We start from the raw sequence: 23,664 nt of genomic DNA on the forward strand, positions 1-23,664 counted from the left end.
TTACACCCGGCGCCCCCGGCGCTATCACCCGGCACCCCACCTCACGTGAGTGAACCCACACCAGATGCGCGCCGAGATCGAGCAACTCTCGGATGCCGCCAAGCAGTCGATCGGACTGCTGAGGAGGCATCTTTGACTGGGATACCGTTGACAAGCGCCTCGCGGAGCTAAACGCCCGCTCGGAGGACCCCTCGCTCTGGAACGATCCGGAGGAGGCCCAGAAGGTCATGCGCGAGCGCACGCAGCTCGACGAGGCCGTGACGGCGATCCGTCGCCTCGAGCAGGGGCTGGATGACGGCGCGACGCTGATCGAGCTCGGCGAGATGGAGGGCGACACCGCCAGCATCCGCGAGGGCGAGGAGCAGATCCGCGCCGTGCAGGCGGAAGGCGCGCGCCGGCAGATCGAAACCCTGCTCTCGGGCGAGGCCGACGGCAACGACACCTATGTCGAGGTCCATGCCGGCGCCGGCGGCACCGAGAGCCAGGACTGGGCCAACATGCTCCAGCGCATGTATGCCCGCTGGGCCGAGCGCCGGAAGTACAAGGTCGAGATCGTCGAGTGGTCGGACGGCGAGGAGGCCGGGATCAAGGGCGCCACGCTCCTGATCAAGGGCCACAACGCCTATGGCTGGCTCAAGACCGAATCGGGCGTCCACCGCCTGGTGCGGATCTCTCCTTACGATTCCAACGCCCGGCGACACACCAGCTTCGCCAGCGTCTGGGTCTATCCGGTCATCGACGACCGGATCACGATCGAGATCAAGGAATCGGATTGCCGGATCGACACCTACCGGTCGTCGGGCGCCGGCGGCCAGCACGTCAACACCACCGATTCGGCGGTGCGCATCACCCACAACCCGACCGGGATCGTGGTGGCGTGCCAGCAGGAGCGCTCGCAGCACAAGAACCGGGCCACCGCCTGGAACATGCTGCGCGCCCGCCTCTACGAGCTCGAGCTGAAGAAGCGCGAGGAGAAGGCCAACGCCGAGGCGGCCTCGAAGACCGATATCGGCTGGGGCCACCAGATCCGCTCCTACGTGCTCCAGCCGTACCAGCTGGTGAAGGACCTGCGCACCGGCGCCCAGTCGACCAGTCCCGACGACGTCCTCGACGGCGACATCGACGACCTGATCGAGGCCTCGCTCGCCCACCGCGTCTATGGCGGGGCGGACGCGGTCGAGGATATCGACTGAGGGTGTCTCGCAGTCGCGGATGACGACGGGGCGCGGTGCCTCCTCCGGACGGGGGAGGGGCCGCGCCCCGTCTCGTTCGACCGACCCGTCCTCCCGCGCGGTCCGCTCTCGACGCCGCGGCGAGGAGCGGACGGGGCGCGTTCCGATTCATCCGGAAGCGCCAGCGGCGACGAATCCCGGGTTCTCGGCCGGCACCGTCCGCGGAATGTCGGAGGAGGGGCTTCAGCCGCCGAACGGTCGGCGGCGCGGCCCCTGGAGCACTTCACGATCGCGTTGCAATCGCGAAGCTCTCTAGGTCTTTGCTTTTGCCGCATTTTCTGAGACGAACCTGTATCCACTTCGTCGGAAAATGCTCTAGCGGCAGGGCGGCGCGCCCGGATGGCCGCAGCCGCGGCCCGGGGGCGGCGCGTGGGGGGCGGGGCGCGGGCCGGCCTGCGGTGGATGCGGCTGCATCAGCTGCGGACGCGGCGCCATCATCTGAGGCTGGCGCATCGCCTGGGCCTGCTGGCGCCGCATCGCGTCCTGCACCTGCTGCTGCTGGCGCTGCATCATCTGCTGCGCCTCGACGCGCTGGCGGGCCTGGGCTTGCGCCTGCTGGCGCGCCGCCTGCTCCATCCGCATCCGCTGCAGGCCGTCATCCGGCCGCGGCGCGCGGACGGGCGCGGCCATGCGGGGCGGCTGGGCGAGCGGGGGTCGCACCGCCTGGCGGGGGACTTGGCGCAGGTCCTGGACCGGCGCCGGCCGCATCGGCTGCACGCTGCGCAAGGGCGCGACCGGGGGACGCTCGCCGCCGGGCGGCAGACCGGACGGCGGCGCCTGCGGCGGGCGGGCGGCCAGGGCGGCGGGAGGCGCGGGCCGGGGCGCGGCCGGAGGTGGGCCGGCGGGTGATGCCGCGGCCGGCGGGATCTGGCCGAGCCCGACCGGCCGGCCGGCCGGCGGCGCACCGGCGGCGGCGCCCGGGCGGGCGGCGAGGGCCGGCAGCGGGGTGCCGCCCGCGCCGGGCAGCGCCTGCGCGGGGTTCGGGCGGGAACCGGCCGGTGCCTGGGGCGGGATCTGCCCGGGCAGGCTCGGCCGCAGGGCAGTCGCGCCCGGGGGCGGGCCGCCCATCGGCCCGGTCGCGCGCGGGATCTGTCCCAGCCCCGGCTGGCCGGGAGCCGCCTGGGGCGCCGGGCGCAGGGCGGCCTTCTGGGCGAGAGCCGGCGGCAGGGCGACCCGTGCCGCAGCGGCCCCGAGCGCCGCTCCCGCCACGGCGCCGACGACCGGCGCCCCGAAGCGGGCCGTCCCGGGTTGCGCGGGATCGGGGGTGTGCCCGTTGACGACGGTGACGGCGGTGACGTGGAGGTTCTGGAACAGCACCGGGTTCGGCGGCGGCGCCACGGCGGGCGGCGCGACCACGTAGGTCGGCACCGGGACGTAGGCCGGCACCGGCAGGATGTAGGCCTCGCGAGGGGGCGGGGGCGGGGCCAGCTCGACCAGCACGGTCGGGCGCGGCGGCAGGAAGACGACCGGCGGCGGCGGCAAAGCGTAGACCGGATCGTCGAGGTAGAGCGCCGGCCGCTCGACGAAGACGACCTCGTCCGGCGGCGGCGGCGGCACGTCGTAGGCGAGCACCCGGTAATCCGCCGGCGGCTCGAAGGCGGCGGCGAGCGCCGACAGGCGCCGGCGGGCATCCCAGGCGTGGGGGCCGCGGGGATAGCGGGCGAGGTAGGACCAATAGCCCTCCCGCGTGTCGGCGAGCGCGCTGCGGCGCCAGGTCAGGGCCTCGCGCCGCGCCGCGATGATCGCCCGCACGCGCCGGGCCAGCGGATCGCGCGGGTAGGCGGCGACGAACTCCTCGTAGGCCGGCAGGGTGTCGCGCCCGAGGCAGGCGGCGTAGGCCTCCCGCGCGCCGATCTCGCCGAGCGGCTTTGCCGGCGGATCGAACCCGGCGAGCGACGGCGCCCCGGCCTCCCGCTCGAGGAAGACGAACGGCGCGTCGATCCGCGAGGCGCTCCACGGCACCTCGGCCCCTCGCGTCGTCTCGGCGACCCGCAGGCGCACCCGCTCGAACAGGGCGGCGGGCGCCAATCCCCCCTCGCGGATCATCTCGACGAGGGCCAGCGCGTAGGCACCGTAGGGCCCGGTCTCGGCCGGGCCGACGGTGCCGGGCGCGGCGTTGTACGCAATCAGACTGCCGGGCTCGGCCTCGACCAGGGGCAGGCCGCCGGCGAGCGGATCGCCCCTGAGGCGGAACGGTGCGGTCCGGGCGGCGTCGAGCACCACGAACCGGGCCTTGAGCGGCAGCGCGGCGAGACGCTTGACGTAGTCCGAGACCCGCAAGGCCTGGAGCGGCACGTCGGAGGCGGTCTCGATCCGGGCGTCGACCGGCGCGAAATAGGCCTCGTTCTCGAGCTGCAGGCCGTAGCCGGCGAGATACAGGAAGGCGACCGTGTCGGGCCCGGCCGCCGCGGCCTTGTCGGTGAAGTCGCGCAAGCTCCGCCGCAGCGAATCCTCGTCGAGGTCGCGGGCGCCGACGACGTCGAACCCCGTCGCCTGCAGGGTCTGGGCGACGAGGCCGGCATCGTTGGCCGCGGTGGGCAGGGCGCCTGCCGCGTAGGCGCCGTTGCCGACGACGAGGGCGATGCGGCGCTCGGCCGGGGCGGCGGCCGCCGGGAGGGCGGCGGCGGCGAGGCCGGCGAGGGCCGCGAGGGCCAGCGCCAGGGCGAGGACCGGATGGCGGAGCGGCGGCATGGCGTTGCCCTCCCGTTGGCTGGCGAGCGGGGGCGCCGGGTTCGCGCGCACCCACGAGGTGTCACAGCACATCGCCGCCGTTCCGGGCAGCACGATGGCCGGCCGCATCACGAACCGTCGCGCTTGAACCGGCACTGAACGATGCGGCATCAGGCTTGCTGGGACCTGACGATGGGGAAAGACCTGATGCCGGACCGCCTGATCCACGCCGCCGCCAGCATCGCGCTGCTGATCGCGGTCGCGGTGCTGTTCTCGACCGACCGCCGGGCGATCCGGCCGCGGGTGGTGCTGTCGGCGCTCGCCGTGCAGGTCGCCCTCGGCGCCCTGGTGCTGTTCTGGCCGGCCGGCCGCACGGCGCTCGGCGCCGTCGCCGACGCGGTCCAGGCGGTCCTGTCCTACGGCGACAAGGGCACGGCGTTCCTGTTCGGCGGCCTCGTCGAACCGAAGATGTTCGAATTGTTCGGCGGCGGCGGCTTCGTGCTGGCCCTGCGGGTGCTGCCGCAGATCGTCTACGTCTCGGCGCTGATCGCGGTGCTGTATCACTTCGGCGTGATGCAGGCCCTCGCCCGGGGCTTGGGGGCGGCGTTGCAGCGGGTGCTCGGCACCTCGCGGATCGAGACCTTCTCGGCGGTCATCACCATCTTCATCGGCCAGAGCGAGATCGCCGTGGCGTTGCGCCCGTTCCTGGCGCTCCTCACCGGGGCCGAGCTGTTCGCCGTGATGACGAGCGGCGCGGCCTCGACCGCCGGCTCGATCCTCGCCGGCTACGCCGCGCTCGGGGTACCGATGCCGTACCTGCTGGCCGCCTCGTTCATGGCGATCCCCGGCGGGCTCCTCTACGCCAAGATCCTGGTGCCCTCGACCGAGCCGAGCCGGGTCAAGACGATGCGGGTCACCTTCGGCGAGACCCGGGCGGTCAACGTGATCGAGGCCGCCGCCGACGGCACCCAGAAGGGCCTTGCCGTCGCGGTCGCGGTCGGCGCGATGCTGATCGCCTTCGTGGGGCTGATCGCGCTCGTCAACGGGATCGTGGCCTATGCCGGCGGCCTCGTCGGGGCGCCCGGCGCCTCGATCGAGGGGATGCTCGGCGTCGCGCTCGCGCCGCTGGCCTGGCTCCTCGGCGTGCCGTGGGACCAGGCGACGCTCGTCGGCGGCGCCATCGGCCAGAAGCTCGCCTTCAACGAGTTCCTGGCCTACGCCAATCTCTCGCCGGTGCTGAAGAGCGGCGAGCTCGGGACCCGCAGCACCGCGATCCTGTGCTTCGCGCTGTGCGGCTTCGCCAACCTGTCGTCGATCGCGATCCAGCTCGCGAGCTTCGGCAGCCTGGTGCCCGAGCGCCGGTCCGAGGTCGCCGCCTACGGCCTGCGGGCGATCCTCGCCGGGACCCTGTCGAACCTGACGAGCGCGGCGATCGCCGGGGTCTTCATCGGGGCGTGAGGTGACGGCCCCGCGCGGACCCGTCACGGGTTCGCGGTCTCCGGCGCGGCGGCGCCCTGGCGGCGCGCCTCCTCCTCGGCCCGCTGGCGCGCCGCTTCGGCCGCGCGGGCCGCCTCCGCCGCGCGGGCGACTTCCGCGGCGCGGGCCGCCTCGGCGGCCCTGGCGGCCTCCTCGGCCCGCTGGCGCGCGGCGTCCTCCGCCCGCTGCCGGGCCTGCCGCGCCTCCTCGGCGGCCCGGGCGCGGTCCATCTCCAGGCGGCTGCGGCGGCGGGCGAGCTCGGTGCGGTCGGCCTCGACCGTCTCGATCTTGTCGAGCTCGCGCTGCAGCACCACCGCCGCCAGCACGTTGGCGAGCGGGACGAGGTCGAGCTCGCGCTGCGGCTTCGCCAGGGGCCCGACCAGCGCCAGGCCGAGGGCCGGCGCCGGGGCCGTCCAGGCCCGGGGCGTCGCGGTGGCGACGAGGGTGCCGCGGACGTCGAGGCGCAGGGACCTCGCGTCGACCTGGATCAGGCCGGTCCAGGTCGCCGGCCCGAGATCGAGGGTGAGGGCGCCGGTGCGCAGCACGCCGCCGACCATCGAGGCCGGCACCGAGACCGGCCCGGCGACGACCAGCGGCCCGCGGTCGAGCTCCTCCGACACCACCCGCTCGACGCGGCCGGACCGCAGCGGGTCCTCCTCGGTCAGCAGCCGGGCGAGGGCGCGCTGGATCGCGGCCGGATCGAGGTCGCGCAGGGTCAGCCCGGCGAGGTCGAGGCTGCCGCTGCCGGCGAGGTTGCCGACGAGGGCGGCCGGGCTGTCGCCCGCCGCACCGAGGCGCAGGCGCATCCCGACCTGCCCCCGCACGGCCTCGCCGCCGGTGAGCGCGGCGAGGGAGGCCGCGGTCAGGCCGCCCTCGGCGGAGACCGTCGCCTGGGTGCCCTGGCGCGCCAGGGTGACGCTGCCGGACAACCGCCCGCCGGCGAGGCCGGCCGAGAAGTCGCGGATGGCGAGGCCGTCGCGCCCGAGCCCGAGCGCGAACCGCGCCCATTCCGCCGCGAGGCCGCGGCCGAGATCGAGGCGACGCACCGTCATGGCGACCTGCCCGACGACGGGCGGCGCGGGGGCGGGGCCGAACCGGGCCGGGCTCCAGGCTTCCGGGCCGGCGGGCGCGGCGCCGCCGTTCAGCACCAGGGCGTCGGCGAGCCAGGGCAGGGAGAGCCGCTCGAGGGAGACGCTGCCGGAGACGTCGCCGCCCGCCGGGCGGGTCAGCGCGGCGTCGACGGCCGCGCCCGCGAGCGTGCCGGTCACGGCGAGGCGCGGGGTGTCGCCGCTGCGGGAGAATCCGAGGCTCAGCCGCGCCGGCACCGGCTCCGGCGGGGTCGCAGGCCGGCCGAGGAGGCCGGCGAGCGGCTGCAGGTCGGGCGAGGCCAAGGTCAGGACGCCGTCCTGGAACGGACCGCCCGCGGCGGGCAGGAGCAGCGGCCGGGCGGTGCCGAGCGTCGCCCCGGCGATCGCGGCGTCGAGGGTCAGGCTCAAGGGCCGGTCGTCGTCGCGAGCGCCCGCCTCGGCCCGTCGCCCGGCGAGATGCACGCTCGCCGGCCCGGCGAGGGCCGGATCGTCCGGGCGGCCGAGCCAGCGGCCGGAGGCGACGCCGTCGAGGCGCGCATCCAGGCGCTCGAGCCGGCCGGATCGGGCGGCGAGGGTCAGGGCGAGGCGGCCGCCGGCGGCGCTGCCGCGGGCCTCGCCGCGCAGGGGAGCGTCCTCGGCGCCGGAATCGCGCTCCAGCGTCACGTCGAGGGCGACCGGGCCGTCGCGCAGGAAGCCCGGCAGCAGCCGCGCCTCGTCGACGAAGGTGCGCGCCGTGAGGTCGACCAGCGGGGCGGCCACCGGCGCGCTCACCCGCCCGGCGATGCGGCCGGTGCCGTCGGCGGCGATCCGCCCCGACAGGCTGGCCCGGGCGCCGGCGAGGTCGCGCACCTCCAGGCTGTCGAGCCGGATCGCGGCGCCCTCGGATTGCAGGCTGGCGGCGATCTCGCCGGTCCTCGTCCCGGTCGGGCCGTAGCGCAGGTCGCGGGCGAGGAGGGTGAGGCCGACATCGTGGTCGTGCAGGGCCGCGATGGCGCCGCGCATCGGCGGCAGTTCCGCGACGTCGAGCCCGTCGGCGATGACCTGGGCGTCGAAGCGCGGGCGGGCCTGGTCGGGCCCGGCCGGGCTGTAGCGGGCCGAGCCGGTGATCTTCGCGCCGCCGAGCGCCACCCGGGCGTTGCGCAGCGAGAATACCGGCAGGGCCGCCGCCACGTCGGCCGCGGCCGAGAACGGCCTGCCGTCGAGGAGCCCGAGCAGGGGACCGCCGAGGCCGAGACGGTCGAGGAGGCGCGCGAGCCGGTCCGAGGCCGGCGCATCGAGGGCGGCGTGGCCCGAGAAGCCGCCGCTCGGCGTCACGTCGCCGGAGAGCGCCAGCGCCAGTCCGCCGGCGGCCGTGCCGGAGAGGCGGCGCACGGCGAGGGCGCCCGAGGGCCGCACCGTCGTGCTCAAGGCCGCGCCGGTCCATTCCTCCCGGGCGAGGGTCAGGCTGTCGACCGCGACGTCGAGGGCGAGGGTGCCCGGCAGGAGGGCGGGGGACAGGGGCTTGCGGAGGAGCGCCTGCCCGGTGGCGCTCATCAGGAAGCCGTCGAGGTCGAGGCGGCGGGCCTCCAGGCTCATCGTCGCCCGCGCCGCCGCGAGGTCGAGGCTGCCGCGGCCGGTGAAGCGCAGCGGCACCTCGCCCGGCACCTCGACGGCCAGGGCCTCGAAGGTGGCGAGCCGCCCCTTCGCCTTGAACCCGCCCTGCACCGAGACCGGCAGGGCGGCGCCCGCGACCTGGGCCGGCGGCCCGACGACGAGGCGGGCCTGGCCCGCGGCCTCCGGGACCCCGCCGCCCTCGGGGCCGGGGGCGAAGCTCACCCGGGCGTCGAGGTCGAGGCGGGGCACCGTGTCGCCGCCGGCCCCGAGCTTGACGGGAATGACCCCGTCCGGGCCGGGCGCCCCGGTGGTGAGGCGGAACGGCACCGCCTCGACGTTGCCCTCCGCCCGCCACGGGCCGGCGAGGCGCGGCGCGGACAGCCGGACGTCCTCGGCATAGACCTGGTCGGTGCGCCCGGTCGCCGGCACCCGGGTGGTGACGAGGAGCTGGGACACCCGCAGGTCCTCGACCGCCAGGTCGCGGGTCTCACCGAGGCGGGGCGGCGGCACGAAACCACCGGCCTCGGTCGTCGGCAGGGTGACCTCGCCGCGGCCGATGCGGGTCTCGGTGAAGCGGATCTCGCCGGAGAGGAGCGGCGTCAGGGCGATCTCGGCCTTGACGAAGCGGGCGTCGAGGGAGGGCCGGTCGCGCCCGGTCGCGAGCACCAGATGGTCGATGCGCAGCCGCGGCGAGGGCAGGAGGCGGATCTCGAGGCGGCCGTCGCTGCGGGCCTCGACGCCGAGCGACCGGCCGAGCGCCGCGTCGACGGTGCCGCGATAGGCCTCCCACGGCACGAAGGGCGGCGCGACCAGGGCCGCGGCGAGGATCAGGATGACGAGGCCCGCCAGGGCGGTCAGGATGTCGCGCACCTTGAGCTTCCGTGCCGCCCCGCGAGGAGAGCGCCGCCTCATGTTCCGTCGACGGCCCGACGGGCCGTACCCCGATGACAGCGCTAGCATATCGGCACCGGAAACGTGGGCGAAATCCGGGGCGATCACGCAGGGAGAGCCGCCCGCCGATGCGCGCGGGCAACGCCGGGCCCGGCCTGACAGGCCCGGCCGACGCTGGTAAGGCGGCGGCGTGAGACGACAGACGGATCCGATGCGCTATTATCTCGGCCTCGCCACCACCTTCCACGACCCGGCCCTCGCCCTGGTCGGGCCGGACGGCACGGTGCTCTTCGCCGAGGCGACCGAGCGCTACCTGCAGTACAAGCGCGCCCCGAACTGCGAGCCCGATTCGGCGCCCCGCATGGCCGGCCTGCTGAAGGCCCACCTGCCGCCCGGCGCCGAACTGGTGATCGCCACGACCTGGGGCCCCGCGTTCAGCCGCTACCTCGCCGACCAGGCGACGACCGGCGCCTTCGGTCTCGACGCCCTGCGGGCGCATTCCCCCGCCCTCAACCGCTCGCTGGTGCCCGAGCGGTCCGAGCGCACCTTCATCGCCGAATTGGCGCTGGCGCAGGGGAGGGCCGGCTACGGCACGCTGCTCGGCCTCGACCGGGCGCATGGCGGCCGCTCGACGATCGCGGCCCTGCGCCGCTACCCCCACCACCTGACCCATGCCGCCTACGGCCTGTGGGGCTCGCCGTTCCGGGACGCCACCTGCCTCGTCGTCGACGGCATGGGCGAGACCGGCGCCTCGGCGATCTACCGGATGGAGGCGGGGCGCCTTCGGGAAGTGAAGCGCCACCGGGGGCGCGAATCGGTCGGCTTCTTCTTCGGCCTCGTCACCGACCTCGCCGGGTTCGACCAGGCCAAGGGCGAGGAATGGAAGATCATGGGGCTCGCGCCCTACGGCCGGCAGGAGCCCGGGCTGATGGCCGCACTCCGCCGGCTCTACCGGATCGAGAACGGCCGCCTGCGCTTCTCCGACGCCGCCACCGTGCAGGCGGTGGCCGAGGAGATCCGGACCTTGCGCCCGGCCGACGCCGACGAGGAGGGCTGGGCCGACCTCTCGGCCTGCGGCCAGGCGATCTTTTCGGAGATGATGGACGCGCTGGTCGCCGAGGCGTGGCGGCTCTCCCCCCACGAGAACCTCGTCGTCACCGGCGGCTGCGCGCTGAACTCGTCGTATAACGGCCGGCTCCTCGCGCGCAGCGACTTCCGGCAGCTGCACGTGCCCTCCGCCCCGGCCGACGACGGCAACGCGCTGGGTGCGGCCTGGCTCGCCTTCGGGGAGGACAACCCGGACTGGACCGGCCCTGGGGCGCTCGCCAGCCCCTATCTCGGCTCGCGCGTCTCGACCGAGCCGCTGGAGCGGATGGTCGACTGGGAGCCGCGGCTGCGCCGTCTCGGCCATGACGGGGTGACGCAGGAAGCGGCCGCCATCCTGGCGGCGGGCGGCCTCGTCGGCTGGGTCCAGGGGCGGGCGGAGTTCGGGCCGCGCGCGCTCGGCAACCGCTCGATCCTGGCCGATCCGCGCCCCGCCGACGCCAAGGCGATCCTGAACGGCAAGGTGAAGTACCGCGAGGCGTTCCGGCCCTTCGCGCCCTCGATCCTGGCCGAGGCCGGGCCGGACTGGTTCGCGGATTACCAGGACAGCCCCTACATGGAGCGCACCCTGGTCTGGCGGCCCGAGATGCGGGCCCGCGTGCCGGCGGTGGTCCACGAGGACGGCACCGGGCGGCTCCAGAGCGTGACGCCGGAGCGCAATCCGGCCTACGCCGCCCTGATCCGCGCCTTCGCCGAGCGGACCGGCGTGCCGATCCTGCTCAACACGAGCTTCAACGTGATGGGCAAGCCGATCCTCCACACCGCCGAGGACGCGATCCTGATGTTCTCGACCACCGGGCTCGACGCGGTGGTGATCGAGGACTGGATCCTGGTGAAGGACGGGGTGAAGACGTGAGAAGGACCGGCCCCGTCCCCGGGTGCCGGCCCCTGATCGTCCTGTGCGGGAGGGTCTGCGGTTACTCGCAGACCTCGACGCGCTTGTAGGTGAAGGACTCGTCGTCGAGCCACACCTTGCGGCGCTCGAAGTGGCAGATCGGGCCGCGGCGCGGGCGCACGATCACGGTCTCGGGCTCCTCGACGTAGACGCGGCGCGGCGGCGGCACGACGTAGGCCGGGGGCGGCGGGGGAGCCGCCTGGGCGCCGTTCATGATCGCGCCGGCGGCGACGCCGCCGAGGACGCCGGCCGCCGCGCCGCCGAGGATCGCCGCGCCGACATTGTCGCGGGCCTGGGCCTGGGGCGCTGCGGTGACGAAGAGGGCGGCGACGAGCGCCGCGCCCGCGCCGAGGCGCGGAAGGCCGTTGAGGGTCAGAGCGCGCACGCTGAGGATCTCCCGAAGGGTGTTGGCGCGAGAATGCGAGTGAGTGCTTAACGAAGTGCCAAGCTTGCCGCCCGGACGAGCGCCGGACGACACGGCCCGGGGCCGACGAAAGCCTCGCGCCGTCGAGGCCGAGACCTGACGCCGGTTTGCGGCGATTTCCGGGTATGCCCGCGGTTCGGCCGGGGGTGTGTATTTCGGGTGACGGTGGCGGGGGCGGATCGACGAAAGGCCTGCCTCGACAGCGCTGTCGAGCGCGACACTGGCTTTGGACGGAGACCCGATCGGCGAGGCGACAGGTCGAGACGGCGACGGCGAGATCGGCGTCGCCGGGCTAATCGGTTCGGCGCGTCAGCTGGCGATACTGCGCCGGTGTTACTCCATGATGTTTCTGCATGCTTCGGGACAAGGCGCTCTGGTCGGCGTATCCGGACAGGGAGGCGATTTCAGGCGCCGTTTTTTGTGTCGTTTTCAGAAGAAGCATTGCGTATTCGATGCGCTTTGCAACGATGTACGAATGCGGTGTTGTGTTCAGATGATCGACAAAAAGCGAATGAAGGGATCTCTCGCTGACTCCGGTTTCTTTGGCAATCGCCGACACGGCGATCTTTCGTGAAAAATTTGCGTCAATATATTCAAGCGCCCTGTGAATTGACCGTGCTTTCATGGAAAGTTGAGATTTTGAAAAATCGACAAGCTCAGAAATGATCAACGTTGCCCAGGCCTTGCGAGCGAGGGATTGATCTTTATTCATGGTTTTTGCAGAAGCATAGCTCGCCAGATGTCTGATTTTGTCGTCGACCCGAAAAAACTTGCGATCGGTAAGATGCCCGAATGCGTCGGGGTCGTGGCATAGGCCGATTGATTGGCCATCTGAGATATCCAACACCAAAAACATGCCGCCATCGACGCAACAGAATTCGTGCCGGTCGCTTGATGCGATGAATGCGCCCTGGCCCTGGTCTATCATACCAGAGCAGCCCTCGATTTCGATCTCCATTTTTCCGCAATTAGATAAAACTATTTGGTGATAATCGTGCCTATGTTCGGCCACGCTGGCGTCATACCGCCTGCACTCAACACTTAAGCCGTCAAAATCGGTGTTCATGTTGATGTCACGTTAAAATTATTGCGGGATTTTACAACATATCACCATTCGAAATGACTTTCCAGCTTCGCTCGCGGCGCACGGAAAGGTGTATCCCATAAATTTCGCACCGGCGCGCTGCCATACATTTGCAGGATCGATCAATCGATTTGCGGCTTTTGCCGCCGCCAAATGGGGCACAGCCTGATACCGAATGGCGGGGCAATCACCTGTTCGACAGACATGGCCAAATTGAATATTTACTCGACCCAGCCGCTGGAAAGCACCAAGGCGCAGAGCACGGCGACCGGTATCGGTGTCGTTGCGATCGTCCTCTGGTCGTCTCTCGCGCTGCTGACCAAATTTTCTGGAAATATTCCGCCATTTCAACTACTATTTCTAAGTTTTTTCATTGCGTTTCTATCGAGTTTAGCGATCTTATTTAAGAGAGGGCGCGCTTCATTTCGGCTTTGGAGACAATCGGCTCAAGTATGGGCGTTCAAATTCGCTGCAATATTTTTTTATCATGCTTTGTATTTTTTCGCATTACAATCTGCGCCGCCGGCGGAGGCAAGTCTGCTTGCTTATCTATGGCCACTACTGATCGTTATATTTTCGATTTTTGTAGAACGGAAAACATTTCAACCCAAGCATTTAGTCGGCGCGGCGCTCGGATTCGGCGGATGTGCGGTCGCGATCCTCGGTCAGTCCGTCCCTTTGAGCGGAACATGGAATTATGGTGGTTATGCTGCCGCTTTGTTATGTGCGTTGGTTTGGTCGGGATATTCCGTCATCAATCGACGCTACGCCGATGTTCCGAGCGAGATCATGGGTGGTGTGTGCGGTCTCGTCGCTCTGGCCGCGCTACCGATCCATCTCATGACGGAAAGCACCGTTTTTCCCACGATCTCCCAGTGGATATCGGTGATGTTGCTCGGCGTGGGACCCACCGGATTGGCATTTTTTGCTTGGGATTATGCTACGAAGCACGGAAGATTGTCGACCATTGGCGCTTTGTCTTATTTATCTCCTCTTTTCTCAACGCTTCTATTGATCGCCGCCGGATGGACAGCGCCTCACTGGGCCATCGTCGTGGCGACGCTTCTGATCGTCGTCGGAGCCGTGATCGCAACCTTGGATCGGAAAAGATTTCCCTTCGGACAAGCCAACCGTAACGGAGTTTGAGATGCGGTCCTGTCTTCCGGCAATTCGAAGAGCCCTCGATTTACTTATGTTTCTTCCAGATAGGCTCTCCGTTTCTAACTGCATGAGCATATTATCTAACAATAAAGATTTGCCAAGCAGATTAAACTTGATGCCGCTGCCAAATTTTGCATTGCCGAATATGGATCGCTATCTCCAAAATTATCATTCGTCTGGCGCGCGCGTCCGCGCCCAAGGCACATGGGCTCACACATTTTCGACCATCGTTTGCAACGTCGAATGCAGTTTCTGCTATGCTCCGAAGATCAATGGCTCTTGGCGAGATTTTAGGCTGGTTCACCCCTCCATCGCGATCAATGCCGCATCACCCCCCGCCGCGGCGGTGTTCACCGTCACGGTCTGCTCGGTGGAAAAGCGCGCGAGGTAGTGCGGCCCGCCGGCCTTCGGGCCGGTGCCGGAGAGGCCGTGGCCGCCGAAGGGCTGCACGCCGACCACCGCGCCGATCATGTTGCGGTTGACGTAGACGTTGCCGGTGGAAAGCCGCGCCACCACCCGCTCCACCGTGGCGTCGATGCGGGAATGCACGCCGAGCGTCAGGCCGTAGCCGGTGGCCTCGATCGCCTCGAGCACCCGGTCGAGATCGGCGGCCTTGTAGCGCGCGACGTGCAGGATCGGCCCGAACACCTCTTCCGTCAGGGCGTCCGGGCCGGCGATCTCGTAGATCTGCGGCGCCACGAAATGGCCCGCGCCCGGCACCTCGCCGACGTAATGGGCCTTGGCGGAGCGGCGCATCGCGGCGCCGTGGCGGTCGAGGCGGGTGCGGGCCTCGGAGTCGATCACCGGGCCGACATGGGTGGCGGGGTCGCGCGGATCGCCCAGCCGCAGTTCCTGCGCGGCGCCCGCCACCATGCCGATCACCTTGTCGGCCACGTCCTCCTGCACCATGAGCAGGCGCAGGGCCGAGCAGCGCTGACCGGCGGAGCGGAAGGCGGAAGTGACGACGTCGTCGGCGACCTGCTCGGGCAGCGCCGTGGCGTCGACCAGCATCGCATTGATGCCGCCGGTCTCGGCGATCAGCGGCACGATCGGGCCGTCCTTGGCGGCGAGCGCCCGGTTGATGTGGCGCGCCACCTCGGTCGAGCCGGTGAAGACCACGCCGGCGACGTCCCGGTGCGCGACGAGCGCCGCCCCGACCGCGCCGTCGCCGGGCACGAGGTGGAGGGCCGCCGGCGCGATGCCGGCCCGGTGCAGCAGGCGCACGGCCTCCGCCGCGACGAGCGGCGTCTGCTCGGCGGGCTTGGCCACCACGGCGTTGCCGGCCATCAGCGCCGCGGCGACCTGGCCGACGAAGATGGCGAGCGGGAAGTTCCACGGCGAGATCGCCACGAACACGCCGCGGCTGCGAAGGCCGAGGCGGTTGCTCTCGCCGGTCGGGCCCGGCAGGACCTGGGGCGCGCCGAAGAGCGTGCGCCCCTGCACCGCGTAGTAGCGGCAGAAATCCACCGCCTCGCGCAGCTCCGCCACCGCGTCGTCGAGGGTCTTGCCGGCCTCGTCCTGGAGCAGGTGGATCAGCCGGCCGCGGGAGGCCTCCATCGCGTCGGCGGCCCGGTCCAGGGCGGCGGCGCGCTGCTCCGCCGGGACCTTGCCCCAGGCGGCGGCCCCCTTGCGGGCGGCCCGCATCGCGGCGGCCGCGATCTCGGGCGAGGCCTCGGCGACGGTGCCGACGATCCGGCTGGGATCGCTCGGGCTCGCGACGTCGCGCGGCGTGCCGGCCTGGACGGCGCCGTCGATCACCGGCGCGGCCTCGGCCGGTCCGCGGGCGGCGGCGACCTCGTCCGTCAGGCGCTCCAGGGCCGCCCGGTCGCCGAACTCGACCCCGGCGGAATTGACCCGCTCCGGCGCGAACAGCTCGGCGGGGCGGCGGAGCCTGGCGTGCCGGGCGCGGTCGGGATTGCCGACGCTCTCGGCCGGGCGGCGCAGCAGGCTCTCCACCGGCACCGCCGGGTCGGCGGCCTGGGAGACGAAGGACGAGTTGGCGCCGTTCTCGAGCAGCCGCCGCACCAGGTAGGCGAGGAGGTCGCGGTGGCCGCCGACCGGCGCGTAGGTGCGGCAGGCCGCGCCGGGCACGCTGGCGAGCAGCCGGGCGTAGAGCGCCTCGCCCATGCCGTGCAGGCGCTGGAACTCGTACGTTCCGGCTTCCGGCCCGGCCCGCTCGACGATGGCCGCGACGGTGAGTGCGTTGTGGGTGGCGAATTGCGGGAAGAGCCGCGGCCGGTGGGCCAGCATCCGCTCGGCCGCCGCCAGGTAGCTCAGGTCCGTCATGCTCTTGCGGGTGAAGACCGGGAAATCGGGAAGTCCCCGCTCCTGCGCCCGCTTCACCTCGGTGTCCCAGTAGGCGCCCTTGACGAGGCGCACCATCAGCCGCCGGTCGAGGCGGGCGGCGAGATCCGCGACGTGGTCGATGACCGGGATGCAGCGCTTCTGGTAGGCCTGGACCGCGAGGCCGAAGCCGTCCCAACCCGCGAGCGAGGGATCGCCGAGGACGGCGGCGATCACGTCGAGGGAGAGCTCCAGCCGGTCCGCCTCCTCGGCATCGACCGTGAAGTTGAGGTCGTAGCTCTTCGCGGCCTGCGCGAGGCGCAGGAGCACCGGCACCAGCTCCGCCATCACCCGGTCGCGACCGACCGCCTCGTAGCGCGGATGCAGCGCCGAGAGCTTGACCGAGATGCCCGGCCGGTCCGGCAGCGGCTTGTTGCCGGCGGCGCGCCCGATCGCCTCGATGGCGGCGGCGTAGGAGGCGGCGTAGGCCTTCGCGTCCTCCGCCGTGCGGGCGCCCTCGCCGAGCATGTCGAACGAGTAGCGGTAGAGCCGTCCCTGTCCGCTGGCCGAGCGCTTGAGCGCCGCCTCGATCGTCTCGCCGAGGACGAAATGCCCGCCCATTACCCGCATCGCCTGGCGGGCGGCCTGGCGCACGGCGGGAAGCCCGAGGCGCTTGGCGAGACCGGCCAGGATGCCCTCCGGCGTGTCGCCGGGCTGGATGATCCGGGCCGAGAGGCCGAGCGCCCAGGCCGAGGAGCGCACCAGCAGGGCGTCCGAGCGGGTGGCGTGCTGCTCGAACCCGCCGAAGCGCAGCTTGTCCTCGATCAGGCGGTCGGCGGTGGCGGCGTCGGGCACCCGCAGCAGCGCCTCCGCCAGCACCATCAGGGCGAGGCCCTCCTTGGTCGAGAGCGAGTATTCGCGCAGCATCGCCTCGACGCCGCCCAGGCCCCCGGTCTCCTGCCGGATCGCCCCGACGAGGTCGCGGGCCAGCGCATCGACCCGGGCCTCGCGCTCGGGCGGCAGGCCACCCCGCTCCAGGAAGGCGCGGGCGAGGACGGCGTCGTCGGCGGCGTACGGCGCGTGGAAGACGGGGAGCGGGGTGGGCATCGGGGCGAGTCCGGACGGGGCTGACGATCGTCAGCCTATTCGGCCTTTCGCCGCGCTTCGATGGCGCATATCCGGGTTCGGCCGCAGGATCGGCGGCAAAATCGGGTTTTGGCAGCGAGAATGACGGACACGCTCGACCGGGTCGACCGGCAGATCCTGAAGATCCTCCAGCGCGAGGGCCGCATCCCGAACGTGGAGCTGGCCGAACGGGTCGGCCTGTCGCCCACCGCCACCGGCGAGCGGCTGCGCCGGCTGCAGAAGGACGGCGTCATCACGGGGTTCGGGGCGCGGCTCGATCCGCAGCGCCTCGGCCTGAGCCTGCTCGTCTTCGTCGAGGTCTCGCTCGACAAGACCACGCCCGACGCCTTCGCGCGCTTCGCCGCGGCCGTGCGGCGCGCACCGGAAGTGCTGGAATGCCACATGGTCGGAGGCGGGTTCGACTACCTGGTCAAGGCCCGCGTCGCCGACATGCCGGCCTACCGCCGCTTCCTCGGCGAGGGACTTTTGTCGCTGCCGGGGGTCAACAACACCCGCACCTACGCGGTGATGGAGGAGGTGAAGAGCGAGGGGGTATTGCCGCTCTGATCCGCCGCTCCGATCACCGCGTTCCATGCGCGGCGGGCATGGCGCGGCTGCGACATAACGGAGCTTTGCAGCTCCTGCAGAGTTGGCACCGGGCGCAACATGTCGCAGTCTCGCGTGACTGAGCCGCCAGAGAGCGGCCCGACGAGGACGGAGGTACGCCGATGGTCAATCCGAACCGTTTGGTGAAATCAGCCTGGATCGCCGCGGAAGTCTCGCGCGAGAAATCCGAGAAGGTGCTGGTCGTCGAGGCCTACATCGCGGTCAGCCCGCTCGAGAGCGGCTACGACGCCGGCCGCTACGGCCGCCTCGTCGAGGATGTCCGCCGCATCCTCGCCGACAACCCGGATATCGACCGGGCCTCGATCCTCAGCGTCCACCGCGAGTCGCGCTGCGCCGCCCTGTTCCGCCGGGGCGCCTGCGAGGAGGAGCACCACGGCGAGCGCCGGCCTGAGCTGGTGGCCTGAGCGGTCGATGAGGCGGGGCCGTGCGGCCCCGCCCCGGAAAGCCTCAGAGGCCCTCGAACAGGGCCGACGAGATGTAGCGCTCGGCGAACGAGCAGGCGACCGTCACGATCCGCTTGCCCTTGAACTCCGGCCGGGCCGCGATCTCGAGCGCCGCCGCGACGTTGCCGCCGGTCGAGATGCCGCCGGGGATGCCCTCGACCCGGGCGAGCAGGCGGGCGGTGTCGAAGGCGGTCTGGTTGGAGACCGTCACCACCTCGTCGATCACGCCGCGGTCGAGCACGCCCGGCACGAATCCGGCGCCGATGCCCTGGATCTTGTGCGGGCCGGGCTGGCCGCCGGACAGGACCGGGGAATCCTCCGGCTCGACCGCGACGACGTGCAGCGACGGCAGGCGCTGCTTGATGACCTGGCCGACGCCCGTGATGGTGCCGCCGGTGCCGACGCCCGCCACGAAGGCGTCGATCCGGCCGTGCGTATCGTTCCAGATCTCCTCCGCGGTGGTCTTGCGGTGGATCTCGGGGTTCGCCGGGTTGTTGAACTGCTGGGGCATGATCGCGCCCGGGATCTCCTTCAGGAGTTCCTCGGCCTTGGCGATCGCGCCCTTCATGCCCTGCGGGCCGGGGGTCAGCGCCAGTTCGGCCCCGAGATAGGCCAGCATCTTGCGCCGCTCGAGCGACATCGTCTCGGGCATGACCAGGATCAGCCGGTAGCCGCGGGCGGCGGCCACGAAGGCGAGCGCGATGCCGGTATTGCCGGAGGTCGGCTCCACCAGGGTGCCGCCGGGCTTCAGGACGCCGGAGGCCTCCATGGCGTCGATCATGTTGACGCCGATGCGGTCCTTCACCGAGGCGATCGGGTTGAAGAACTCGAGCTTCAGCAGGATCTCGGCGTCGATCCCGCGCTCCTTGGCGAGGCGGTTGAGGCGCACCAGCGGGGTGTTGCCGATGGTCTCGGTGATCGACTCGTAGACCCGGCCGTGGCCGATCCGGCGGCCGGTCTCCGAAGTGGCGGTAGCGTCGGCCATGGTGTGTCTCTCCCTCGAGGATGGGTCGTCCGCCGCACGGGTAGCGGAAATCCGGTCTGCCGTCGAGGTATACCGGATTATACAGATTTCGACTGTGAATTACGCCGTCCCGGGCTTCGAAGTGCAACCGAGGCCTGCTGGAACGGTGCCCGCGCCTTCCGGTTGATTCCAGGCGCGCCTGCGGCGGCGAGGGGGGACCAGTGGGGGGCTTTTCGCCCGGCGCCGGACCCGTAACCTTGGGGGAGAGGGCCGGTTCGACAAGTCCCCGACGGGCGAGTTCCCGACGGGCGAGTGTCCCACCGGCCCGTCCCCGACCGGCGCGTCGCGAGCCGCCCGTACCGTCGAAGAGAGCCGCATGTCCGAGCCCCTGCACCGCACCGCCCTCGATGCCGCCCCGGCCGCGACCGGCGGGCCGGGGCGGTCGCCGCCGGGGGAGGCCGGGCCGCACCGGGTGGTGATCGTCGGCGGCGGCTTCGGCGGGCTCACCACGGCCCGGGGCCTCGGCGGGGCCGAGGGCATCGCCGTCACGCTGATCGACCGGCGCAACCACCACCTGTTCCAGCCGCTGCTCTACCAGGTCGCGACCGCGGTGATCGCGCCGGGCGAGATCGCCGAGCCGATCCGGGCGATCCTGCGCCGGGACCGCAACGTCAGCGTGCTGATGGGCGAGGTCGTGGGCGTCGACGGGGAGGCGCGCGCGGTGCGCCTGCGCGACGGCACCCGCATCCCCTACGACACGCTGGTGCTGGCGACCGGCGCCACCCACAGCTATTTCGGCCACCCGGAATGGGAGCGCTACGCCCCCGGCCTCAAGACCCTCGACGACGCCCGCCGCATCCGCGCCCGGGTGCTGCTGGCCTTCGAGGCCGCCGAGCGCGAGGAGGATCCGGCCGCCCGCGACCGCCTGATGACCTTCGCGGTGATCGGCGGCGGGCCAACCGGGGTCGAGATGGCGGGCGCCATCGCGGGCCTCGCCCACCACGCCCTGTCGCAGGATTTCCGCCGCATCGACCCGAAGCAGGCCCGCATCCTGCTCATCGAGGCCGCCTCCCGGGTGCTCGGCACCTTCACGGAGGATCTGTCGGCCTATGCGAAGCGCGCGCTCGAGCGCCTCGGCGTCACGGTGCTGACCGACCATGCCGTCGAGGACGTGTCCGAGGAGGGCGTCACCGTCCAGGGCAAGCTGATCCCGGCCGCCACGATCGTCTGGGGCGCGGGCGTGCGCGCCTCGCCGGCGGGGGAGTGGCTCGGGATCGAGACGACGCGCCAGGGCCACGTGCCGGTGGGGCCGGACCTCGCGGTCCTCGGCCGCCCGGGGGTCTACGCGCTGGGCGACCTCGCGATGGCCAAGGCCGAGGACGGCTCGGCCCTGCCGGGCCTCGCGCAGGTCGCCGACCAGCAGGGCCGCTACCTCGGCCGGGCGCTGCGCGACCGCATCCTGCACGGGACGGCACCGACGCCGTTCCGCTTCCGCAGCCGCGGCAACCTCGCGATCATCGGGCACAATTCCGGCGTGGTGCAGTGGGACCGCGTCAAGCTCAAGGGGATCCTGGCCTGGCTGGTCTGGGGCGTCGCCCACATCTACCTGCTGGTCGGCTTCCAGAATCGGCTCGTCGTCACCCTGCGCTGGCTCTGGGCCTATTTGAGCTTCCAGCGCGGCGCCCGGCTGATCTCCGAGCGCGACGAGGCCGTGATGGCGCTGATCCGCGGCACCCCGCCGGGCCGCATCCCCCCGCCGTGACGCCCCGAACGAGAACCGCGACGGCGCGCCCCGTCCGGCCTGCGGTCCCACCGGTCGCCCGGCCGCACCGGGGCCGGGCGCGCCTACGCCGATCGGCGGGGCGGGGCCTCCCTCGAAGGCCGTAGGCGCCTACCGCTCGCCGGCACGGCCCCCGCCATGAGAGCCTGCGCGCATCCTGCCGGACCGGACCGCGAGCGGACAGCACCAGCATGTCACCCTCCAGCATCCCGCCGTCCCAGGCGTCGGCGTCCCGCGCGTCGCCGGCCCGGACCCCGCTGTCCTGGGCCCTCGCGGTCTCCACCTGCAACCGGGGCGACGCGCTCCTGGAATGCATCCGCCTCGCGCTGCTGCAATCGCGCCCGCCGGTCGGCATCGTCGTCGTCGATGCGAGCGACGACTGGGCGGTGAACCGCGATCGGGTCGTGGACCTCGCCGGGCCCTCCGGCGTGCCGCTGCACTACCGTCGGGCGGCGATCAAGTCGCTGACGATGCAGCGCAACCAGGCGATGGAGCTGGTCCGCGCCGACGTCGTCTTCCTCATCGACGACGATTCCTTCATGTACGACGATTGCGCCGCGGAGATCCTCGCCGTCTACGAGAAGGACGAGGCCGGCGCGATCGCGGCGGTCGGCGCCTGCGGGGTCGAGGCGAGCCCGACCGCCCGCTCGCGCGACTTCAGCCTGAAGGTCACCGGCCATGCCAGAGGCGGGTTCGGCGCCGCCGTCGCGCGGTCGGCGGCGGGGCGCTTCGTCTACCGCCACGTGCTGATGATGGGTTACGAGCAGACCTTCGTGCCCTACGACACGCTCGGCTTCCCGCCGCTCGCGCTTCCCGCCACCGTCTCGCCGGACGACGCCGTCCCGGTCCGCAGCATCTCGGGCTACGCCCTGACGGTGCGGGTCGACATCGCCCGGCGCGAGCCGTTCGACCCGAGCCTGCGGCACTACGCGGCGCTCGAGGACGCCGATTTCTGCCACCGGATCGCACGCCACGGTGCCCTGGTGCTGGCCCGGCGCGCGCGGCTGCACCATTTCCAGATCTCGGGCGGCCGCCTGCCGCGCAAGACCGTCATCACGCTGCAGCTCCTCAACCTGGCGTTCTTCCTCAAGCGCCACTCGCGGATGCTGCCGGCAAAGCGGATGCAGTACCGCCTGATGCTGCTGCGCCGCCTCGTGGCGGAGTTCGCCAAGGACCTGCTCTCGCGCCGGTTCGCGCTGCCCCAGTTCCGGGGCGTGCTGCGCGCCATGGCCCTCCACCGGACGATCTTCAGCACGCCGACCGACGAGATCGTGGCGCGCTACCCCGAGATCCAGCTGCGGATCATCGAGCGGGGCTGAGCGGGCTCACCGCGCCTCCCGCCGCACGAAGAACGGCGTCGGCTCCAGCTCCGCATCCTCGTGCGCCATCATGCGGGGGAAATGCGCGTCGGCCTGCGACACGAACAGGTCGCGCACCAGCGCCTGGGCGAGCCGCGTCGCCCCGATGCCGAGGCCCGGGATGTCGCCGGCGAGCGCCCCGTGGCTCAGGGTGACGCCCCAGTTGAAGACGTGCAGCAGGCCGAGCTCGGGCAGCCGGCCCGGCTCCCGCTCCAGCATCTGCATGCCGTCGCCGAGATAGGGGAAGCGCGCGGCTTCCGGATGCGCCGCCGCCTCGGCCGGGGCGACCCGCTCGCCCCAGGTCAGCACCGCGTCGCGGAACTCCGCCAGCTCCGGGCGCCGGGTCAGGTCGATGTCGAAGCCGATCGCCACCACGGCGGCATCGGCCGGGTAGCGCCCCTTGGGCGTCTCGATCACCAAACCGTCAGGCGCCTCAGCGATCCCGGTCCAGCCCTCGTCGAAACGCACCGCGAAGTTGGGGTGGCGGGTGCAGCGCAGGACCGATTCGTGCGGCGGCGGCGTGCCCTCGCCCATCAGGGCGGTGGTGAAGGCCCAGCGCCGGGCGTCGTCGAGGGCGGCGTAGCCGCGCAGGAAGCCCGGGAAGGCGGCCCATTTCGACTTGTTGACCTGCGGGAAGTACGCCCGGCGCACGAACAGCGTCACCGCGGCGGCGCCGGCCTCGAGCGCCGTCGCGGCGTTGTCGATCGCCGAGGCGGAGGCGCCGAGCACCGCGACCCGGCCGCCGCGGAAGCGCGCGAAGTCGATCGGGTCGGAGGAATGGAACAGGCGTCCCTCGCCGCCCCGCGCGAAGGCCGGCATCCGCCGCCCGCCCGAGCCGTCGCGGCCGCAGGCCAGCACCACCTTGCGGGCATGGACCGTCTCGGGGCCGCCCGGTCCCTCGATCTCCGCCCCGATCAGCCCACCCGCCGGCCACAGCCGCACGAGGCGGGTGTCGTTCTCGACCGGGATGCCGGCGGTGTCGCGCACGAACAGCAGGTAGCGCAGCCAGTCGAGGCGGGGGATCTTGTAGAGGGCGCGCCAGCCCTCCTCGCCGGCTTGCGCCTCCCACCAGGCCCGGAAGGTGAGGGAGGGGATGCCGAGATCGGGACCCGTCAGGTGCTTGGGCGAGCGCAGGGTCTCCATCCGGGCGAAGGTGCCCCACGGCCCCTCCGCGCCGCGCGGCGCCTGGTCGATCACCCGGAGGTTCGCGACCCCTTCGCGCAGGAGCGCGAAGGCGGCGGTCTGCCCGCACATGCCGGCCCCGACCACCAGCACGTCGAGGGCGGGGCGCCCGTCCGGGCCGGTCACCGGCAGGGTCCAGGGCGCGGGCGGATGATTCAGGCGGGCGAGGTCGCGGCGCACCTCGGCGGCGAGCGCTGTCAGACCCTTCACGGCCGCGTCGTCCTGGTGGATATCCATGCCTCGCCCGTTCCCTCGCTCGTCCCTTCGCCCGTCCCGGATGCCCC

At 72.0% G+C, this 23,664-nt stretch carries 15 protein-coding genes; 8 read left to right on the forward strand and 7 right to left on the reverse strand.

Annotation, left to right across the window (positions count from 1 at the left end; all coding sequences use genetic code 11):
- Positions 1-64 precede the first annotated feature (64 nt).
- Positions 65-1,193, forward strand: a protein-coding gene (gene prfB, locus A5481_RS05475; protein ID WP_156312226.1) for a peptide chain release factor 2 whose coding sequence is annotated in 2 segments (ribosomal slippage) — positions 65-133 and positions 135-1,193 — 1,128 coding nt in all. Because the reading frame shifts where the segments join, the coding sequence is not laid out codon by codon here.
- A 354-nt stretch (positions 1,194-1,547) separates the two neighbouring features.
- Here the strand turns inward: prfB and A5481_RS05480 are convergent.
- Entirely contained in the window at positions 1,548-3,923 is a 2,376-nt protein-coding gene (locus A5481_RS05480; protein WP_064503826.1) for a caspase family protein, read from the reverse strand.
- 186 nt (positions 3,924-4,109) lie between these two features.
- On the opposite strand from A5481_RS05480, the gene A5481_RS05485 reads away from it, so the two are divergent.
- On the forward strand, positions 4,110-5,360 hold the full coding sequence (locus A5481_RS05485) for a NupC/NupG family nucleoside CNT transporter (RefSeq protein WP_048432569.1): 1,251 nt from the start codon (positions 4,110-4,112) through the stop codon (positions 5,358-5,360).
- A 23-nt stretch (positions 5,361-5,383) separates the two neighbouring features.
- Here A5481_RS05485 and A5481_RS05490 read toward each other — a convergent pair whose 3' ends face one another.
- On the reverse strand, positions 5,384-8,929 hold the full coding sequence (locus A5481_RS05490; protein ID WP_064503816.1) for an AsmA family protein: 3,546 nt from the start codon (positions 8,927-8,929) through the stop codon (positions 5,384-5,386).
- A 232-nt stretch (positions 8,930-9,161) separates the two neighbouring features.
- On the opposite strand from A5481_RS05490, the gene A5481_RS05495 reads away from it, so the two are divergent.
- Complete coding sequence (locus tag A5481_RS05495; RefSeq protein WP_048432571.1) at positions 9,162-10,910, forward strand: carbamoyltransferase family protein; 1,749 nt, start codon at positions 9,162-9,164, stop codon at positions 10,908-10,910.
- Between the two features lie 61 nt (positions 10,911-10,971).
- On the opposite strand, the gene A5481_RS05500 is transcribed toward A5481_RS05495, so the two are convergent.
- Both A5481_RS05500 and A5481_RS32150 read right to left on the reverse strand, forming a co-directional pair.
- The gene (locus tag A5481_RS05500; protein WP_048432572.1) at positions 10,972-11,334 is read right to left on the reverse strand and encodes a hypothetical protein; all 363 of its coding nucleotides are present in this window, start codon (positions 11,332-11,334) and stop codon (positions 10,972-10,974) included.
- Between the two features lie 331 nt (positions 11,335-11,665).
- Positions 11,666-12,439 (reverse strand): helix-turn-helix domain-containing protein, encoded by a 774-nt coding sequence (locus tag A5481_RS32150; RefSeq protein ID WP_082172973.1) that lies wholly within the window; start codon positions 12,437-12,439, stop codon positions 11,666-11,668.
- 222 nt (positions 12,440-12,661) lie between these two features.
- Between A5481_RS32150 and yddG the strand changes: the two genes are divergently transcribed.
- A complete protein-coding gene (yddG, locus tag A5481_RS32155) occupies positions 12,662-13,603 on the forward strand; it encodes an aromatic amino acid exporter YddG (RefSeq protein WP_082172974.1) in 942 nt (313 codons plus the stop codon).
- A 315-nt stretch (positions 13,604-13,918) separates the two neighbouring features.
- Here the strand turns inward: yddG and putA are convergent, their stop codons facing one another.
- Positions 13,919-17,008 (reverse strand): bifunctional proline dehydrogenase/L-glutamate gamma-semialdehyde dehydrogenase PutA, encoded by a 3,090-nt coding sequence (gene putA / locus A5481_RS05505; protein WP_048432573.1) that lies wholly within the window; start codon positions 17,006-17,008, stop codon positions 13,919-13,921.
- 120 nt (positions 17,009-17,128) lie between these two features.
- Here putA and A5481_RS05510 point away from each other — a divergent pair, with 120 nt between their 5' ends.
- Positions 17,129-17,593: an Lrp/AsnC ligand binding domain-containing protein gene (locus A5481_RS05510; RefSeq protein WP_048432574.1), complete on the forward strand. Its 465-nt coding sequence runs from the start codon at positions 17,129-17,131 to the stop codon at positions 17,591-17,593.
- A 161-nt stretch (positions 17,594-17,754) separates the two neighbouring features.
- A complete protein-coding gene (locus A5481_RS05515; RefSeq protein ID WP_048432575.1) occupies positions 17,755-18,057 on the forward strand; it encodes a hypothetical protein in 303 nt (100 codons plus the stop codon).
- Between the two features lie 43 nt (positions 18,058-18,100).
- Here the strand turns inward: A5481_RS05515 and cysK are convergent, their stop codons facing one another.
- Positions 18,101-19,081, reverse strand: a complete 981-nt coding sequence (gene cysK, locus A5481_RS05520) for a cysteine synthase A (RefSeq protein ID WP_048432576.1) — start codon at positions 19,079-19,081, stop codon at positions 18,101-18,103.
- A 355-nt stretch (positions 19,082-19,436) separates the two neighbouring features.
- Between cysK and A5481_RS05525 the strand changes: the two genes are divergently transcribed.
- Together A5481_RS05525 and A5481_RS05530 are read left to right on the forward strand one after the other, a co-directional pair.
- Positions 19,437-20,822: an NAD(P)/FAD-dependent oxidoreductase gene (locus A5481_RS05525; protein WP_082172975.1), complete on the forward strand. Its 1,386-nt coding sequence runs from the start codon at positions 19,437-19,439 to the stop codon at positions 20,820-20,822.
- A 209-nt stretch (positions 20,823-21,031) separates the two neighbouring features.
- Positions 21,032-22,159 carry a glycosyltransferase family 2 protein gene (locus A5481_RS05530; protein ID WP_053082594.1) on the forward strand — a complete coding sequence of 376 codons (1,128 nt, stop codon included), beginning with the start codon at positions 21,032-21,034 and terminating at the stop codon, positions 22,157-22,159.
- Positions 22,160-22,165: 6 nt separating this feature from the next.
- On the opposite strand, the gene A5481_RS05535 is transcribed toward A5481_RS05530, so the two are convergent.
- Entirely contained in the window at positions 22,166-23,617 is a 1,452-nt protein-coding gene (locus A5481_RS05535) for an NAD(P)-binding domain-containing protein (RefSeq protein WP_048437161.1), read from the reverse strand.
- Between the last annotated feature and the right edge of the window lie 47 nt (positions 23,618-23,664).

Origin of the sequence: Methylobacterium platani (assembly GCF_001653715.1) — a bacterium.
GTDB classification, from domain to species: domain Bacteria; phylum Pseudomonadota; class Alphaproteobacteria; order Rhizobiales; family Beijerinckiaceae; genus Methylobacterium; species Methylobacterium platani.

What these genes read in the sequence shown, in the direction of transcription:
- A5481_RS05480 (WP_064503826.1), bottom strand. Translation starts at nt 3,923, where the DNA reads ATGCCGCCGCTCCGCCATCCGGTCCTCGCCCTGGCGCTGGCCCTCGCG.
- A5481_RS05485 (WP_048432569.1), top strand. Translation starts at nt 4,110, where the DNA reads ATGCCGGACCGCCTGATCCACGCCGCCGCCAGCATCGCGCTGCTGATC.
- A5481_RS05495 (WP_048432571.1), top strand. Translation starts at nt 9,162, where the DNA reads ATGCGCTATTATCTCGGCCTCGCCACCACCTTCCACGACCCGGCCCTC.
- A5481_RS32150 (WP_082172973.1), bottom strand. Translation starts at nt 12,439, where the DNA reads ATGAACACCGATTTTGACGGCTTAAGTGTTGAGTGCAGGCGGTATGAC.
- yddG (WP_082172974.1), top strand. Translation starts at nt 12,662, where the DNA reads ATGGCCAAATTGAATATTTACTCGACCCAGCCGCTGGAAAGCACCAAG.
- putA (WP_048432573.1), bottom strand. Translation starts at nt 17,008, where the DNA reads ATGCCCACCCCGCTCCCCGTCTTCCACGCGCCGTACGCCGCCGACGAC.
- A5481_RS05510 (WP_048432574.1), top strand. Translation starts at nt 17,129, where the DNA reads ATGACGGACACGCTCGACCGGGTCGACCGGCAGATCCTGAAGATCCTC.
- A5481_RS05515 (WP_048432575.1), top strand. Translation starts at nt 17,755, where the DNA reads ATGGTCAATCCGAACCGTTTGGTGAAATCAGCCTGGATCGCCGCGGAA.
- cysK (WP_048432576.1), bottom strand. Translation starts at nt 19,081, where the DNA reads ATGGCCGACGCTACCGCCACTTCGGAGACCGGCCGCCGGATCGGCCAC.
- A5481_RS05525 (WP_082172975.1), top strand. Translation starts at nt 19,437, where the DNA reads ATGTCCGAGCCCCTGCACCGCACCGCCCTCGATGCCGCCCCGGCCGCG.
- A5481_RS05530 (WP_053082594.1), top strand. Translation starts at nt 21,032, where the DNA reads ATGTCACCCTCCAGCATCCCGCCGTCCCAGGCGTCGGCGTCCCGCGCG.
- A5481_RS05535 (WP_048437161.1), bottom strand. Translation starts at nt 23,617, where the DNA reads ATGGATATCCACCAGGACGACGCGGCCGTGAAGGGTCTGACAGCGCTC.